A 15,776-nucleotide genomic window follows, 5' to 3' on the forward strand; every position below is an offset into this window, starting at 1 on the left:
GTCCGGGCCCAGGCGGCCTGGGCCTTGTCGGCGGCGTCGAGCGCGGCGAGGGCGTCCTCGCTCGTCGCGGAGGCCAGGGTGGCGAGCACCTCCCCCGTAGCGGGGTCGTGGACGTCGAACGTGCCGCCGTCGGACGCCTCCCGCCACTGTCCGTTAATCAGCAGACCGGTAGGCACGGAAGCGAGCAGAGACGCCTCGCGCTCGGGTGAGATGGCAGGGGTGATCGCGGAAACAGTCATAAGGAGGTCCTCAGGGGAGTCAGTAGCTGGTCGGGGTTTCGGCAGGCGCAACCGCCGGGCCCGGCGGGATGTATTGGGCCGCAAGGGCTTCGGAGCCGCGGGCCAGCAGGGCGACGTCGGCGCCGACGAGCACAAAGGCGGCGCCGGCGGCTAGGTAGGCGCGGGCCGTTTCCGGGTTGAAGGCGTTCACGCCGGCGGGTTTCCCGGCCGCTGCGGCGGCGGCGAGGCAGTGTTCGACGGCGGCGCGCACCCGGGGGTGTTCCTGCTGGCCCAGCAGTCCCAGGGAGGCGGCGAGGTCGGAGGGTCCCAGGAAGATCGCGTCCACCCCGTCCACCGCCAGGATGTTCTCCACGGCGGCGACCGCGGCTTCGGATTCGATCTGGACGGTGACGCTGACGGTATCGGAGGCGCGGGCGAGGTAGTCCGGGACCCGGTTCCAGCGCGCGGCCCGGGCCAGGGCGGACCCGACGCCGCGCACACCGTGGGGCGGGTAGCGGGTGGCGGCCACGGCGGCCTCGGCGTCGGCTGCCGAGTTCACCATGGGGATCAGCAGGTTCTGCACGCCCAGGTCCAGGTACTGCTTGATGAGGACGGTGTCGTTCACGGGCGGCCGGACCATCGGGTGGACCGGGTAGCCGTGCACGGCCTGCAGCTGGGCGAGGATGGATTCGGGTCCGTTGGGGCTGTGTTCGGCGTCGATCAGGAGCCAGTCCAGCCCGGAGCCGGCGCAGAGCTCGGCAATGAGGGGGCTGCCGGAGCAGACCCACATCCCGGCCAGGGGGCGGCCGGCAGCGCCGGTTTGGTTGCGCAGGGCGTCCCGGAAGGTTTCGTCTGGTTCTACTCGAAGCGGCATGTTACGACTCCCAGGGGTCCGTAGTCGGCGTGGACGGTATCTCCCTTGTACACCCAGAGGGGCCGGGTGAAGGAGCCGGCGAGGATGATGTCGCCGGCCTTCATGCCGTCTCCGTGGGCGGCGATCTTGTTGGCCAGCCAGTGCACCCCGTTGGCGGGGTGGTCCAGGACGCCGGCGGCGACGCCGGTTTCCTCGACGGTCTGGTTCTTGTAGAGGACGGCGGAGACCCAGCGGAGGTCGACGGCGTCGGGCTTTACCGGGCGGCCGCCCACCACCATGGCGCCCATGGCCGCGTTGTCGGCGATGGTGTCCACGATCGTCCGGCCCTCCATTTCGATCCGGGAGTCCAGGATCTCCAATGCGGGGACCACGTAGTCGGTGGCGTTCAGGACGTCGAAGATGGTGCAGCCGGGGCCGGCAAGGTCCTTCTTCAGCACGAATGCCAGTTCCACTTCGACGCGGGGGTGGGTGTAGCGGTCCCAGCCCACGGAGCAGCCGGTTTCCAGGACCATGTCATCGAAGATGGCGCCGTAGTCCGGCTCGGTGATGCCGGTCGCGGCCTGCATGGCCTTGGATGTGAGCCCGATTTTGCGGCCCACGAGCCTGCGCCCGGCGGCCTCGTTGCGGCTCCGCCACAGCTGCTGGACGGCGTACGAGTCCTCCACGGTCATGTCCGGGTAGCGGGCGGTCAGGCGGGGGACAGGGGTCCGGCTGCGGCCGGCTTCCAGCAGTTCGTCTGCGATGGCCTCGATGGTCGCGGGGTCAAGCATTCGGGTGCTCCTCAGGTGGTCGGGCGGTGGGGGCCGGGGCGGTCCCGCCTCCGGGGGTGGCGGGACCGGCGGCCCGGTTCGGGGTTTACAGCCGCGTTTAGAGCTGGGCGCCGAGCTTGAACCCGGTCTTATCCCCGGCGTGGCCGTCCTCGTCCTTGCGGGTGTAGGAGAACCCGTCGGCGCCCACGGTCACGGCCATCTCGCTCTTTTCCTCGCGGACAATGACGGGCTGGGGGTTGCCGTCGAGGTCCAGGACCAGGGAGGCCTCGGTGTACCAGGACGGGACCACGGGGTTGCCCCACCAGTCGCGGCGCTGGTTGTCGTGCACGTCCCAGGTGATGGTGGGGTTGTCCGGGTCGCCGGTGTAGTAGTCCTGGGTGTAGATCTCCACGCGGTGGCCGTCCGGGTCCAGGATGTACAGGTAGAAGGCGTTGGAGACGCCGTGCCGGCCGGGGCCGCGTTCGATCCTGTCGGAGATGCGCAGGGCGCCCATCTTGTCGCAGATCTGGATGATGTTGTGCTTCTCGTGGGTGGCGAACGCGACGTGGTGCATGCGCGGGCCGTTGCCGCCGGTCAGGGCGGTGTCGTGCACGGTCTGCTTGCGGTGCATCCAGGCGGCGTAGGTGACGCCGTCGGAGTCCTGGATGTCTTCGGAGACGCGGAAGCCGAGGTCCTCGAGGTACTTGCGGCCGCGCGGGACGTCGGGGGTGACCTGGTTGAAGTGGTCCAGGCGCACGAGCTCCCCGGCGGAGTAGAGGTCATAGCGCTGGGTGAGGCGTTCGACGTGCTCCACCTCGTAGAAGAACTCGTAGGGGAAGCCCAGCGGGTCCTCGACGCGGACGGAGTCGCCGATGCCCTTGGTGAAGCCGTCCTTGCGGCGTTCGGTGCGGCAGCCCAGTTCCTTGTAGTAGGCCTCGGCGGCGTCCACCTCGGCGGGGGACTTCACCCGGTAGGCGAAGGCTGCGACGGCGGCGATGGGTCCCTTGCGGAGCACCAGGTTGTGATGGATGAACTCCTCGAGGGAACGCAGGTAGATGGCGTTCTCGTCTTCCTCGGTGACGTGCAGGCCCAGGAGGTCCACATAGAAGGCGCGGGACTTGGCGAGGTCGGTGACGACGATTTCCATGTAGGCGCAGCGGACGATGTCCGGAGCCGGGACCGTGGGGGTGGGGACGAAGTTGGTCATGGTGTTCTCTCTTCTTTGAAAGGGGTCTGCTTGGCGCCGGCGTGAAGGCTTAGGCGCCGAATTTGGGAGTATGAACAGGGCCCAGGGTGATGTGGACGGCCTGCTGGTCGGTATAGAAGTCGATGGAGCGGTAGCCGCCCTCGTGGCCCAGGCCGGAGGCTTTGACGCCGCCGAACGGGGTGCGCAGGTCGCGGACATTGTGGCTGTTGAGCCAGACCATGCCGGCTTCAACGTTCTGGGAGAAGTTGTGCGCGCGGGTCAGGTTCTGGGTCCAGATGTAGGCCGCGAGCCCGTACCTGGTGTTGTTCGCCAGGGCGAGGGCTTCCTCGTCGGAGTCGAACGGGGTGATGGCGACGACGGGGCCGAAGATCTCTTCCTGGAAGATCCGCGCGTCCGGGGCGACGTCGGCGAACACCGTGGGGGCGATGTAGTTGCCCTCGGGCAGGTGCTCCGGGCGGCCGCCGCCGGCCAGCAGCCGGCCTTCGGACTTGCCGATCTCCACGTAGGAGGCCACCTTGGCGTAGTGCTCCGGGTGGACCAGAGCGCCGACCTCGGTCTTGGGGTCGTGCGGGTCGCCCACGACGATGTTCCTGGCGCGGGCGGCGTACTTCTCGCAGAAGTCGTCGTACACGGCGCGTTCCACCAGGATGCGGGAGCCTGCGGTGCAGCGTTCGCCGTTGAGCGAGAAGACGCCGAACAGGGCGGAGTCGATCGCGGCGTCGAGGTCGGCGTCGGCGAACACGACGCACGGTGACTTGCCGCCGAGCTCCATGGACAGGCCCTTGAGGTTGGCCGCGGCGTTGCGGAAGATCGTCTGGCCCGTGGTGGTCTCGCCGGTGAAGGAGATCAGCGGCACGTCCGGGTGCTTCACGAGCGCGTCGCCGGCCTCCTCGCCCAGGCCATTGACGAGGTTGAACACACCGTCCGGGAGCCCGGCGTCCTTGAAGATCTGCGCCCACAGCGAGGCCGAGAGCGGGGTGAATTCGGCCGGCTTGAGCACCACGGTGTTGCCGGTGGCCAGCGCCGGGGCGAGCTTCCAGGACTCGAGCATGAAGGGCGTGTTCCACGGAGTGATGAGGCCGGCGACGCCGATCGGCTTGCGGTTGACGTAGTTGATCTGGGCGCCGGGGACCTTCATGGCGTCGTCGAACTGGGCCACGATCAGATCCGCGAAGAAGCGGAAGTTCTCGGCCGCGCGGAGCGCCTGGCCCTTGGCTTGGGTGATCGGCAGGCCGGTGTCGAAGGTCTCGAGCTCGGCGAGGCGTGCTTCCTGGGCTTCGACGGCGTCTGCGATCCGGTTCAGGACGCGGGCCCGCTCGCGGGGCTTCATCTTCGGCCACGGGCCGTTAGTGAACGCTTCGCGGGCGGCGGCGACGGCGAGGTCGATGTCCTCCTTCTGCCCGGCGGCTGCGGTGGCGTAGTTGGTGTTGGACACCGGGTCCAGGACGTCGAAGGTTTTGCCGCCCACGGAATCAACGAATTCGCCGTTGATGTAGTGCTGGATGTGGGTGGGAAGGTCCTGCGGAACGTAGTGGCTGGTGGTCTCAGGTGCAGTGAACGTCATTGTTTTTCCTTACTGATAGTGCAACGCGGGGTAACTTACGGCCCATGCGGGGCCGCCTAATGGGCGCTAACTGACCCCGCGTTGCTTTGGGCGAGGTACGCGTCCAGGGTGGCGCTGCGGTGGAGGCGGGCGGCCTTTTCGATCTCGTCCGCGCCGGCGCCGGACTCGATGAGCTGCAGCAGGGCTTCGTGCTCGTCGACGGAGTCGTGGGCCCGCCCCGGGACGAAGCGGAAGGTCGAGGACCGCAGGGACGCGAGCCGGTTCCAGCCCCGGTGAACGAGGTCCAGGATGTGCGGGTTGGGGCAGTGCTCGAACAGGACGCTGTGGAAGTCCTGGTTCAGCCGGGTGAACCGGACGGGGTCGAAGTGCTCCAGGCACTCCCGCATTTCGGCGTTCACCGCCCGGGCGCGGGCCACGTCCGCCGCCCCGATCAGCGGAGCCGAGAGGGCAGTGGCGGCGCCCTCGACGATGCTGAGGGTCTGCATCGTGTAGAGGTACTCGGTGGGGTCGATCCCGGAGACGGTGGCGCCGACGTTCCGTTCGAACGTCACCAGGCCTTCGGCTTCGAGCCGGCGGATGGCCTCGCGGACCGGGACCACGCTGACGCCCAGGTCCTCGGCGATCTTCGCGAGCACCAGCCGGTAGCCGGGGGAGTAGGTCCCGTCCACGATCCGGCCCTTGACAGTCGCGTAGGCCTGCTCGGACTTGCTCCCGGGGGTACCGGTTGAGGACAAGGTGGCTGCCCCCGCGCCTGCGGCGCTGGCCGTCTCAGTCATTGGTTTTGCCTGCTTCCCATGCCTGGTACCGGGCGCGCCATGCGGCGTTGAGCGGGTAGAGGCCGTCCACGCTGTGGCCCTGCTGCACCATCTCGAAAATAAAGACTTCCTCGCGTTCCTGGGCGATGGAATCGTCCGCGAGCTCTTCGGCCAGCGCCGGCGGGATCACCAGGATGCCGTCCGCATCGGCCACGATGATGTCCCCGGGCTGCACAGTGGTGCCGCCGCAGGCGATGGTGACGTCCGTGTCCCACGGGATGTGCCGGCGGCCAAGGACGGCCGGGTGCGGGTTGGCATAGTAGGTCGGCATCTCCATCGCGGCCACTGCGGAGAAATCACGCACGCCGCCGTCGGTGATGACGGCCGCGGCGCCGCGGACCTGCGCGCGCAGGGCCAGGATGTCGCCGATGGTGCCGGTGCCCTTTTCGCCGCGGGCTTCCATCACGAGGATCTCGCCCTCGTTGACGGAATCGATGGCCTTTTTCTGGGCGTTGAAGCCGCCGCCGTGGGCCTTGAAGAGGTCCTCGCGGTTTGGGACATAGCGCAGCGTGCGGGCCAGGCCGACGATCCGCTGGCCCGGACGGGTCGAGGTGAGGCCGTCGATGCTGACGTTGTTCAGGCCGCGCTTGCGCAACTGCGAGGACAGGGTGGCCGTGGACACGCTTTCCAGCTTCGCCTTCAGCTCCGGGGACAGGACGGCCGCCGGCGCCTCCGGTGCCTGAGCCAGTAGCCCGGCCGCTTCACGCGAACCGTAGGCTTCCTCCCGCTGGAGATCATCAGTCTTGGGCCGGGCGCCGAAGTCCGCGAACGGCGTCGTGCCTTCCGCCACCCGGGTGACCAGCCGGCCGGTGGTCAAGCCAGCGCTGCTGACTTCCACCTCGACGACGTCGCCCGGCTTCGCCACCGACGCCCCGGCGGGGGTGCCGGTGAGGATGATGTCCCCCTCTTCGAGGGTGAGGAGCTGGGAGAGGTCGGCGACGAGCCGGGCGAACGGGAAGAGCAGGTCCGCGGTGGTGTCGTCCTGGACGAGGTCGCCGTTGTGCCAGGTGCGGATCCGCAGCTTGGCCGGGTCGACGGCGTCGGCGGCAATCAGGCCCGGGCCCACGGGGGTGAAGCCGTCGCCGCCCTTGGACCGGAGGTTGGAGCCCTTGTCCGCATAACGGAGGTCATAGACGCCGAGGTCGTTGCTGGCGGTGACCCACTCGACGTGGCTCCAGGCATCCTCGATGCCCACGCGGCGGGCGGGCTTGCCGATGATCAAAGCGATCTCGCCCTCAAAGCCGAGGAGTTCGCAGCCGGCCGGGCGTTCCACGGTTGACGGGGCTTCTGCCGAACCGACAGTGAGCGAGGTCGACGGCTTCAGGAAGTAGGAGGGCTGCTCGGGAGTGCGGCCGCGTTGGGCTGCCCGGCTGGGGTAGTTGATGTGCACCGCGATGACCTTTCGGGCCGCGGCCAGGATGTGGTCGGTGACCTGTTCCAAGATTTACTCCTCATCGAGTACGAAATCGTATACGATAACTATCACCCGGCGACCGGGGGCGCGTCAACCCCTGTTTTCCGGGAGTTTTCAAGACACTTGTAACCCATGTCATATCTGCCGTACAGTTTTGGATCAAAGGTCCATTTCGATTATCGAACACGACGTTCTGATATCGAACACAAAAGCAGTGATTGACCGCCACACAACGAAGTGAGGAAAGCCCGTGCATTTCCACCACCACGGTTACGTATCCGGTGACCCGCGAGTCCAGCCGGCCGCCGGCGTCGGCATCGACCGGCCCACGCAACTTCCCGACGAGGTCGACGTGCTCATCGTCGGCACCGGACCTGCGGGCATCGTCGCAGCCGCCCAGCTGTCCCAGTTCCCCGGCGTCACGACCCGGATCGTGGAGCGCCGCGGCGGAAGGCTCGCCATCGGCCAGGCCGACGGCATCCAGGCCCGGAGCGTCGAGACCTTCCAGGCCTTCGGCTTTGCCGAGCGGATCATCGCCGAGGCCTACCGCATCACCGAGATGGCCTTCTGGAAGCCGGACCCCCGGAACCCCGGGAACATCGTCCGCAGCGCCCGCACCCTCGACGACCCGGGCGGAATCAGCGAGTTCCCGCACCTGATCGTGAACCAGGCCCGCGTCCTGGATTACTTCGGCGAGTTCATGGCGAATTCGCCCACCCGCATGACGCCGGACTACGGCTACGAGTTCGTCGGCCTCGAGGTCGCCGGTGAAGGGGAGTACCCCGTCGCCGTGACCCTCGTTCACACAGCCGGACCAGACGAGGGCCGGACGCGCACCGTCCGGGCGAAGTATGTTGTCGGCGCCGATGGCGCGCGGAGCAAGGTACGGGACTCGATCGGCTGCACGCTCGCCGGCGACCAGGCCAACCACGCGTGGGGCGTCATGGACGTGCTCGCCTCCACGGACTTCCCCGACATCCGCCTCAAGTGCGCCATCCAGTCCCATGACGGGGGCAGCATCCTGCTCATCCCGCGCGAGGGCGGGCACCTCTTCCGCATGTACGTGGATCTCGGCGAGGTCGCCGAGGATGACAACGGGGCCGTCCGCAAGACCACCATCGAGCAGATCATTGCCAAGGCCAACGCGATCATCCACCCGTACACTCTCGACGTGCGCAACGTGGCCTGGCACAGCGTGTACGAGGTCGGCCACCGCCTCACCGACCGGTTCGACGACGTCCTCCCGGAGGAGCTCGGCGCCCGCACGCCGCGCGTGTTCATCACCGGCGACGCCTGCCACACGCACAGCGCCAAGGCCGGCCAGGGCATGAACGTCTCCATGCAGGACGGCTTCAACATCGGCTGGAAGCTCGGCCACGTGCTTGAGGGCCGCAGCCCGGTCAGCCTGCTCTCCACCTACTCAGCCGAGCGCCAGGTTGTCGCGAAGGACCTCATCGACTTCGACAAGGTGTGGTCGACGCTCATGGCCAAGAAGCCAGAAGAGTTCGAGAACCCCTCCGAACTCGAGGACTTCTACGTGCGGACCGCCGAGTTCCCCGCCGGCTTCATGACCGAGTACTCGCCGTCGATGATCGTCGCCGAGGCGACGCACCAGAACCTGGCCACCGGCTTTCCTGTGGGCAAGCGTTTCAAGTCCGCCCTGGTTGTGCGCGTCTGCGACACCAATCCGGTCCAGCTCGGCCATCAGGCCACGGCGGACGGCCGGTGGCGCATCTACGTCTTCGCCGACGCGGCTGTTGCCGGAGCCCCGTCGCCGACCACGGACCTGGCCGCGTGGCTTGCCAGCGCTCCGGACTCGCCGCTTGCCGCCACGCCGGAGGGCGCCGACGCCGATGCCTGGTTCGACGTCAAGGTCATCTACCAGCAGGACCACGCGGGGATCGACATAGGCGCGGTGCCGGCGGTGTTCAAGCCGGAGGTCGGACCGTTCAAGCTCCCATACCTTGAGAAGGTCTACGGCACCGATCCGGCGTCGGACATCTTCGAGCTGCGCGGCCTCGACCGCGGCGGCGTCATCGTGGTGGTGCGCCCGGACCAGTACGTAGCCAACGTCCTGCCGCTGACGGCGACGGCGGAGCTCGCCGCGTTCTTCGCGCCCGTCCTGCGCGCCCGCACGCGCATCGGCTGATCCGTGGCCCCGACAAAGTAATCAACACCGTTTGAACGGCAGGCTGCAGTCTCAACGCAGCCTGCCGTTCCTGTATCCACCGACATGCGCGCCGCGGACCGCCAGGCCAACGACGCCTGCCCTGCGACGTCAGCGCACTAGCACTTGACCTCAGTCCGGAGGTCAGTGATCGCGGCCTGGACGCGAGCGGCCTCGTCGCGGAGGGAATTAGTCGCCTGGGTCAAAGTGGCGTCGTCCGGCACCGCCTTGACGGCGTCGTTGAACTTGGCTTCGGCCGACTTGACGGCATCCGCCCGCTGTTGGGCGAGATCACCGGTCGCCTTGACGAGATCGTCGTAAGTCTTCGTGACTTGTTCCTGGGCCGTACGGACCTGCTCGATCGTGGCATCAGGCTTCAGCGTGTCCTTGAAATTGGTCAGCGCCGCGGCATGGGCATCGGCCGCAGCGCAGACCTCCGACGTGCTCGGCGGCGGGCTCGAGGCAGACGCGGGCGCATTGGAAGTGCCCGCTGGTGTGCTGGCGGGGCTGCATCCGGTGAGCAGTGCGACGGCGGCCCCGAGTGCGATGGATCCCACGAGAAATGGGTGGGGTTTCGACATTGGAAGATCCTCTCCCCGCTGGGTGTCGCCCCCGCGCATCGGAGGCCATATTTCATCGTGTGCCCGGACTCGGGTATGGACCTCATCCCCCGGGGGTGAAATGGCGTGTCGGCCAACCAGGGCCCCGGCAGGGCACAATGGCTCTTTTGGGGCCGGGCGGACACGGGTATTAATTGTTGTGCCACGGCGGAAGGGGTCGTCCGCGACTGGTGTTGAAGCCGGGGCAGGCGGTCCAGGGCGGCACGCAAGTACTGCCCTGGGCCGCCGCGGCGCGGCCGTTGAGGCGGATCCTAGGCGCTGACAGATTGGGTGGCGCCGCTGAGTCCGCGCGGACGTATGCTGTTTTCATCGGTTCAGCAGTGAGCTACGTGCTTCGATTTCGAGCGTGGAACATGACCCAAGGTACTGCAGCAGACAGCAGGCGGGATCCGCATGCCGCGTTCTGGGACGCGCATTTCAATGACCCGGATATCGGTGCCTTCCTCGGCGAGGTTGTCAGTGGGCTGGTCCATGACATTGGCGGTGCCGGCCGTGGGATCAGCTGGGCGATCACGCTTCTCCGGTCGGGGGAGACCAGCACGCTCATCGCGGGCAGCGCGCCGTCGCGGGCGGCGGACGAAGCGCAGCGCTCCTTCGACGACGGCCCGGCCCGCGCGGCGGTTCGCAGCGGGGAATTTGTGGTCGTGGGGGACACATACTTGGAGCGCCGCTGGCCCGGGTATGCCAGCGCCGCAACTGCCGAGGGAGTCCGGTCGCTCATATCCGTTCCGCTGGTCCCCGCTGAGGGTTTCCGTGCCGCGGTGAACCTCTATGCCCCGTGGCCGCATGCCTTTACCAGCGCCGATATCACTGCAGCGGTGCGGCTGGGCCGCCAGGTATCCCGTGCGCTGCTTCTGGTCCAGCAGCTGATGCTCAGGTACGCCGGGAGCGCCGATCTTTCCTCAGCGCAGCTCTCCCGGGTGCTGGCCGGCCTGGCGTTGAAGACGCTGGTGCGGGACTACGGGTTCAGCGAAGAGGGCGCCTTGGACTATCTTCGGAGCGTCGCCGCTGGCCCGGCGCGGGAACCGGCCGGCGTCACGGTCCATGTCCTCGTTGCCGATTCCGGCCAGGGCCCGGAAGTGCCCCAGCCCAGCCCACCACTTGCCTCGGTGCCCCGCGCCGTGGATGCTCCGCCTATCCGGCGACGGCGGCGGAGAGTGGAGAGCCCGGCCTAGGAACGGCGCCCCCCGGGGTCAGGCGGCGATGCCGGGTTCATTTCCGTGGGAGCGGTCAGGCCGTAGGACCTTCAGAGCGCCGGCCCAGGCAATCACCTGATCAAACAGGGTCTGCAGATTCTTCTCCGCGGCCGCTGTAGGGATCAAGGTGCGGTAGTTCTCGAACTCTGTGGCAAAGGGCAGTGCCACCTGGGCCCGGACGTCTGCCATCTGCAGTTCCCCGGCAACTCCCCGCAGGTGTTCGACGGCGCGGATGCCGCCGCTGCTTCCGTAGCTGACGAAACCGGCCGCCTTGTTGTTCCACTCCTTGTACAAGTAGTCCAGAGCGTTCTTCAGTGCCCCGGGGATTGAATGGTTGTACTCGCCGGTGACGAAGATGTAGCCGTCGAATCCGTCGACAGCTTCGGACCAGGCCTTGGTGTGCGAGTGGCTGTACCGGCCGAAGGAGGGCGGTAGCGGCTCATCGAGGACCGGGAGGCTGAAATCGGCGACGTCGAGGACATCAAAGGTGGCATCGCCGCGTTCGGATGCCCGTGAAGCTACCCAGTCGGCGACGGCCTTTCCGAGGCGTCCGGGCCGGGTGCTCCCGAGCACGATAGCGATGCGAATCATGGCCTACTCCTTCCGGAAGTTGTTTTTCCCCACTACCAGAACAACAACCCGGACGGCGCGATGCTTCCGCAGCCGCCGCCCCCGCAATCCGTGCCACGGCGTGACGCGCGGCGAATGCCGGGCACCGGCGCCCAGGCCCCCACCGGTTAGCGGGGCAGCAAGTCGGCCACGTAGCGGAGCTGGCTGACCCAGTGGTGTTCCTGGCCGCCCTCGTGATTGTTGAAGCGGTACACCTCAATGGCCTTCGTGGGGACAGTCCGCGGGGCTGCCGCACCAGCTGCCTCACCCATACGCGCCCCCGCGCCCGGCCCTGCCGCCGCGCCCGCGCCATAGGCGTTGTATGCTGCAAAGACTGTCGACGGCGGGCAGATGTCGTCCATCAGCGCCGCCGAGAACAGCGCCGGCGCCGTGGCGCGCCGGCCCAGGTGCACGCCGTCGAAATAGTTCAGGACCGCAAGCGCGGGCTCGTAACGGTCCCGGTGACGGGCCAGGAAGCCGGCGATTTCCGGGTAGGGCCCGCGCGGGGCGATGTCGATGGCGCGCGGAAAGTCCTGCAGGAACGGCACATCGGCCATGGTGCACAGCACGCCGTCCAGGCGCCCGGCCGCCAATCCGGCGGCCGCTATGGCCAAGCCTCCGCCCTGACTCAGGCCGGCCAGCAGTACTTTCGAGGCATCCACCTCGGGATGGTTCTGCACGGCTTCGATCGCCCGGAAGGCGTCAACGAAGACGCGGCGGTAGTAGTAGTCCTCCCGGGAAGAGATGCCGCGCGTCATAAGCCCGGCGTAGGCCACGTCTCCGGCCGACGCGTGCGGATCCGCGCTCTCGCCCAGGCTGCCGCCGTAGCCCTGGCCCCTGGTGTCCATGATGAAATGCGCATACCCGGCCTGCGCCCACTTGGTGTCCTGCTGGACCAGCCCGCGGCCGCCGGAATAGCCGACGTACTGCACCACCACCGGCAACGCCCTCCCGGCGTCGCGGTTGGCCGGCAGGTGCAGCCAGCCCTTGATCCGGGCCCCGCCGAAGCCCGCGTAGGAGACGTCAAAGCTGTCAATGACGCTCAGGTGGTTCTCCACCGGGACGTAGACGGCGTCCAGCGGGAATTCCCGGGCCTCGGAAATGGTCAGGTCCCAGAAGGCATCGAAGTCTTCCGGCTCGACGGCGGATGAGGTGTAGCTGCGCAGCTGATCCAGCGGCATGTCGAAGAGGGGCATGGGGTCTCCAGATGTGAGGCGTGCGGTCCGAAGGTGATCCTACGTCCGATCTTCCGACTTTGCCCGCAGGGTGGCCGCGTGGATTCATCCAGCTCAACAAGAGTTCCTGCAGCCCTGCCCGGGTTCCGGCCGCGGAACCCGCCACCAACGCGCTGCCCGGCGCCTCTTTCGCAGGCGCCTCGCGAAAATTCTCCACACTCGCGGCACAAAAAGGACATTGGACGTCCCATCTCCTGTAAGCTGGAAATAGGAGTGGCCGATCCCGGCTGCGGCCAGAAGGAGAGTGTCGTGAGCATCGAATCCCGAGTAGTGTCGCCGGCCCGTTTCAGCGCTCAAATCAGGTCCCATGCGCTGCAGACACGCATTATGGACCTCATCCTAGAACAAGGGCTGGACGTTGGGGATGCATTGCCCACCGAAAGCGAGCTCTCCGCGGTTCTGGGCGTCGGGCGCAACACTGTGCGGGAGTCGCTGAAGGTGCTTCAGGCGCTGGGCGTGATCGAGATCCGCCACGGCTTTGGCATGTTCGTGGCACCCAACAACTTCACCGCACTCACCGATGGCTTGGCCTTCCGCGGGCGGCTGTCGCTGCGCCACAGGGGCGAGGAAGCGATGGAGCTCATCGACGTGCGGCAGGCGCTCGAATCGGGCCTCATCGGCTCCGCCATCGACCTCATGACCGACGAGCACCTCGGCCAGCTCCGCGGCACCCTGGAACAGATGGAAGCAGCCGCGGCTGCCGGGGAAGCGCTGGCCGAACTGGACGCGGAATTCCACCGCGGCCTCTACGCGCCCCTGAACAACGAGCTCCTGATCAATCTCATGGACGTCTTCTGGAAGGTGTACCGCCAGATCCACCAGGCCCTGGGAACCGGCCCGGTCAACCTCCCCGAGCAGGCCCGTATGCACCGGGAAATTTACGAGGCCGTCGCCGAGAAGAACAAAACCCTGGCCTCCGAGCGCCTGCAGCGCCACTTCGACGGCATCCGCCAAAAACTCAAGGACGTCGCCGCCCGTTAGCCGGACCGCCCGCCAGCTCGTGAAGGCGGGCCGCGACGCATTAAGAACCACAGAAAGCGCCACTCGTGATGGAAATCTTTGTAGTGCCCGACGCCGAGGGAACCGGGGCCGTTGCTGCCGGCATCCTGGCCGCCGTGATCCGCAGCCGTCCCGACGCCGTTCTCGGCGTGGCCACCGGCGGCTCGCCGCTGCCGGTGTATGCGGCCCTTGCCGGCCATGGGCTGGACATGTCCGGTATCCGCGGCTTCGCGCTCGACGAGTACGTCGGGCTGCCGGCGGGCCATCCGGAGAGCTACGCCGAGGTGGTTCGCCGCGAAGTGACCGAACGGCTGCATCTTGACCCCGCCAACGTCTTCGTTCCCGACGGCGGCGCCGAGAACCCCGACGTCGCTGCGCGTGACTACGACCACGCGATCGCCGAGGCCGGCGGAATAGACGTCCAGATCCTGGGGATCGGACACAACGGGCACCTGGCCTTCAACGAACCGGGTTCGGCCCTGGATTCCCGGACCCGGGTGGAACTGCTGACCGAGCGCACGCGCCAGGCGAATGCCCGCTATTTTGACAGCCCTGACGACGTCCCGGAGCGGTGCATCACTCAGGGCCTGGGAACCATCCTTGAAGCCCGGCAGCTACTGCTGGTGGTCAACGGGGCGGACAAGGCCGGCATCCTCCGCGAGGCACTTGCCGGTCCCGTTTCGCCCGAGTGCCCGGCCTCGGTACTGCAGTTGCACCCGCATGTCACGGTGGTGGCGGACGAGGCCGCGGCCGCCCGGCTTACGGACGTCCCGGCAGGATCCCTCCGCGGGCCCGGAATAGTCAAGGTGCGTGCCGGGGCAGCCGTCGCCTAAGACCGGATGCCACCCTGCGCGGCGGCATCCGCACCCGGTCAGGCGGACGCGTCCAGAATGCGGCCGCCGCGCAGGACCCTCACCAGTTCGAAATCCGCGTCGACGGCGAGGATATCGGCGCGCATTCCTGTCCGGAGGGCGCCGATCTCGTTTTCCAGGCCCAGGACGCTGGCAGGGACCAGGGTCGCCGCCAGAACGGCCTCCGCAGGATCCACCCCTGCTGCGATGGTGGTACGGACAACCTCCAGCAGGGTCGCCGTGCCCCCGGCGAGGGCGCCGTTGCTTCTCAGGGTGGCTACGCCGTCGTGCACCACCACCGCGGAGGGTCCCAGTTCGTAGTCGCCGTCGGGCAGTCCGGTGGCCGCCATAGAGTCCGTCACCAGCGCGATGTTCGCGGCCCCAACCACCTCGAACACCATCCGGACCGTCTCCGGGTCGAGGTGAACGCCGTCGCCGATCAGTTCGACCACGACGGTGCCGGCGGCCGCCAGCCGCAGGCTCGCGCCGGCCGGGCCGGGGCTCCGGTGGTGCAGCGGCGGCATGCCGTTAAACAGGTGCGTCACCGTGGGCCGCGCCTGCGGACCGAACCGCCCGCCCGCTGCGGCGCTGCCGATGAGATCGGCGGCTTCCGTCAGCGAGGCGGCCGCCAGCCGGGCATCGGCGTCGGTGTGGCCCAGCGAGGGGGTGACGCCGTGGTCCGCGAGCATCCGGAGCAGTTCACTGGCGCCGGGCAGTTCGGGCGCGTACGTCATGGTCCGCAGGGTTCCGCCCGCGGCCTGAAGCATGTGCCCGAGGAGTTCAGGATCGGGGTCCCGGAGCCAGAGCGGATTCTGCGCTCCGCAGCGGGCGGTGGAGAGGAACGGGCCCTCGGAATGGACGCCTGCGATGAGTCCCTCGGTCGCCAGGACCTTGAGGATGCCGAGCGACCGCAGCAGCTCCTCGCCGGAGGCCGTGACGAGGCTGGCGAGCAGGCTGGTGGTCCCGCTGCGGTGCAGGAAGGCCACGGCCTCCCGGCAGGCCTGGCTGTCCCCGGTGGGGAATCCGCCGCCTGCCGCGCCGTGGCAGTGGATGTCGACGAGCCCGGGAAGCAGTGACGTGCCGGGCGGCAGCGGGAGTTCCACCGCGCCCGGGAATTGCGCGGCGTCAAGGCCGCTGCCGGGTCCGGCGTAGGCGATCCGGCCGCCGGACACCGCCACCACGGCGTCCGCGGTCACGGCACCGTCGCTGAGAAGGGCGCCACGGAGGAGGTAGGCGGGGTCGCAGGATTCCGGCATCG

15 protein-coding genes are annotated in these 15,776 nt (G+C 68.1%); 4 read left to right on the plus strand and 11 right to left on the minus strand.

Annotation, left to right across the window (positions count from 1 at the left end; translation table 11 throughout):
- The 7 genes from AC1DBQ_RS06075 to AC1DBQ_RS06105 all read right to left on the minus strand — a co-directional run.
- Nucleotides 1–239, minus strand: a 239-nt coding sequence (locus tag AC1DBQ_RS06075; protein ID WP_476927649.1) for an aldehyde dehydrogenase family protein, incomplete at its 3' end; no start/stop codon positions are given.
- A 19-nt stretch (nucleotides 240–258) separates the two neighbouring features.
- Complete coding sequence (locus AC1DBQ_RS06080) at nucleotides 259–1,092, minus strand: HpcH/HpaI aldolase family protein (RefSeq protein ID WP_476927650.1); 834 nt, start codon at nucleotides 1,090–1,092, stop codon at nucleotides 259–261.
- Entirely contained in the window at nucleotides 1,077–1,862 is a 786-nt protein-coding gene (gene hpaH, locus AC1DBQ_RS06085) for a 2-oxo-hept-4-ene-1,7-dioate hydratase (RefSeq protein ID WP_476927651.1), read from the minus strand. Before hpaH ends, AC1DBQ_RS06080 begins: the two co-directional genes overlap by 16 nt.
- Nucleotides 1,863–1,959: 97 nt before the next feature.
- Nucleotides 1,960–3,048, minus strand: a complete 1,089-nt coding sequence (gene hpaD / locus AC1DBQ_RS06090; RefSeq protein ID WP_476927652.1) for a 3,4-dihydroxyphenylacetate 2,3-dioxygenase — start codon at nucleotides 3,046–3,048, stop codon at nucleotides 1,960–1,962.
- Between the two features lie 49 nt (nucleotides 3,049–3,097).
- A complete protein-coding gene (hpaE, locus tag AC1DBQ_RS06095; protein WP_476927653.1) occupies nucleotides 3,098–4,612 on the minus strand; it encodes a 5-carboxymethyl-2-hydroxymuconate semialdehyde dehydrogenase in 1,515 nt (504 codons plus the stop codon).
- 56 nt (nucleotides 4,613–4,668) lie between these two features.
- The gene (locus tag AC1DBQ_RS06100; protein ID WP_476927654.1) at nucleotides 4,669–5,388 is read right to left on the minus strand and encodes a GntR family transcriptional regulator; all 720 of its coding nucleotides are present in this window, start codon (nucleotides 5,386–5,388) and stop codon (nucleotides 4,669–4,671) included.
- Complete coding sequence (locus tag AC1DBQ_RS06105; RefSeq protein WP_476927655.1) at nucleotides 5,381–6,868, minus strand: fumarylacetoacetate hydrolase family protein; 1,488 nt, start codon at nucleotides 6,866–6,868, stop codon at nucleotides 5,381–5,383. The genes AC1DBQ_RS06100 and AC1DBQ_RS06105 overlap by 8 nt, the downstream gene beginning before the upstream one ends.
- A gap of 223 nt (nucleotides 6,869–7,091) precedes the next feature.
- Between AC1DBQ_RS06105 and AC1DBQ_RS06110 the strand changes: the two genes are divergently transcribed.
- Nucleotides 7,092–8,990, plus strand: coding sequence for an FAD-binding monooxygenase (locus tag AC1DBQ_RS06110; RefSeq protein ID WP_476927656.1), 1,899 nt, complete (start codon nucleotides 7,092–7,094; stop codon nucleotides 8,988–8,990).
- 137 nt (nucleotides 8,991–9,127) lie between these two features.
- Here the strand turns inward: AC1DBQ_RS06110 and AC1DBQ_RS06115 are convergent, their stop codons facing one another.
- Nucleotides 9,128–9,589, minus strand: coding sequence for a hypothetical protein (locus AC1DBQ_RS06115; protein WP_476927657.1), 462 nt, complete (start codon nucleotides 9,587–9,589; stop codon nucleotides 9,128–9,130).
- A 392-nt stretch (nucleotides 9,590–9,981) separates the two neighbouring features.
- On the opposite strand from AC1DBQ_RS06115, the gene AC1DBQ_RS06120 reads away from it, so the two are divergent.
- Nucleotides 9,982–10,803 (plus strand): GAF domain-containing protein, encoded by an 822-nt coding sequence (locus AC1DBQ_RS06120; RefSeq protein WP_476927658.1) that lies wholly within the window; start codon nucleotides 9,982–9,984, stop codon nucleotides 10,801–10,803.
- 18 nt (nucleotides 10,804–10,821) lie between these two features.
- On the opposite strand, the gene AC1DBQ_RS06125 is transcribed toward AC1DBQ_RS06120, so the two are convergent.
- On the minus strand, nucleotides 10,822–11,415 hold the full coding sequence (locus tag AC1DBQ_RS06125; protein WP_476927659.1) for an NADPH-dependent FMN reductase: 594 nt from the start codon (nucleotides 11,413–11,415) through the stop codon (nucleotides 10,822–10,824).
- A 146-nt stretch (nucleotides 11,416–11,561) separates the two neighbouring features.
- Nucleotides 11,562–12,629: an acetylxylan esterase gene (locus AC1DBQ_RS06130; RefSeq protein ID WP_476927660.1), complete on the minus strand. Its 1,068-nt coding sequence runs from the start codon at nucleotides 12,627–12,629 to the stop codon at nucleotides 11,562–11,564.
- A gap of 288 nt (nucleotides 12,630–12,917) precedes the next feature.
- Between AC1DBQ_RS06130 and AC1DBQ_RS06135 the strand changes: the two genes are divergently transcribed.
- A complete protein-coding gene (locus AC1DBQ_RS06135) occupies nucleotides 12,918–13,649 on the plus strand; it encodes a FadR/GntR family transcriptional regulator (RefSeq protein WP_476927661.1) in 732 nt (243 codons plus the stop codon).
- Between the two features lie 68 nt (nucleotides 13,650–13,717).
- Nucleotides 13,718–14,500 (plus strand): glucosamine-6-phosphate deaminase, encoded by a 783-nt coding sequence (locus AC1DBQ_RS06140; RefSeq protein ID WP_476927662.1) that lies wholly within the window; start codon nucleotides 13,718–13,720, stop codon nucleotides 14,498–14,500.
- A 38-nt stretch (nucleotides 14,501–14,538) separates the two neighbouring features.
- Here AC1DBQ_RS06140 and AC1DBQ_RS06145 read toward each other — a convergent pair whose 3' ends face one another.
- Nucleotides 14,539–15,774 (minus strand): N-acetylglucosamine-6-phosphate deacetylase, encoded by a 1,236-nt coding sequence (locus tag AC1DBQ_RS06145; RefSeq protein ID WP_476927663.1) that lies wholly within the window; start codon nucleotides 15,772–15,774, stop codon nucleotides 14,539–14,541.
- Nucleotides 15,775–15,776: the final 2 nt, after the last annotated feature.

Source organism: Arthrobacter sp. 10T413_2 (genome assembly GCF_056394205.1).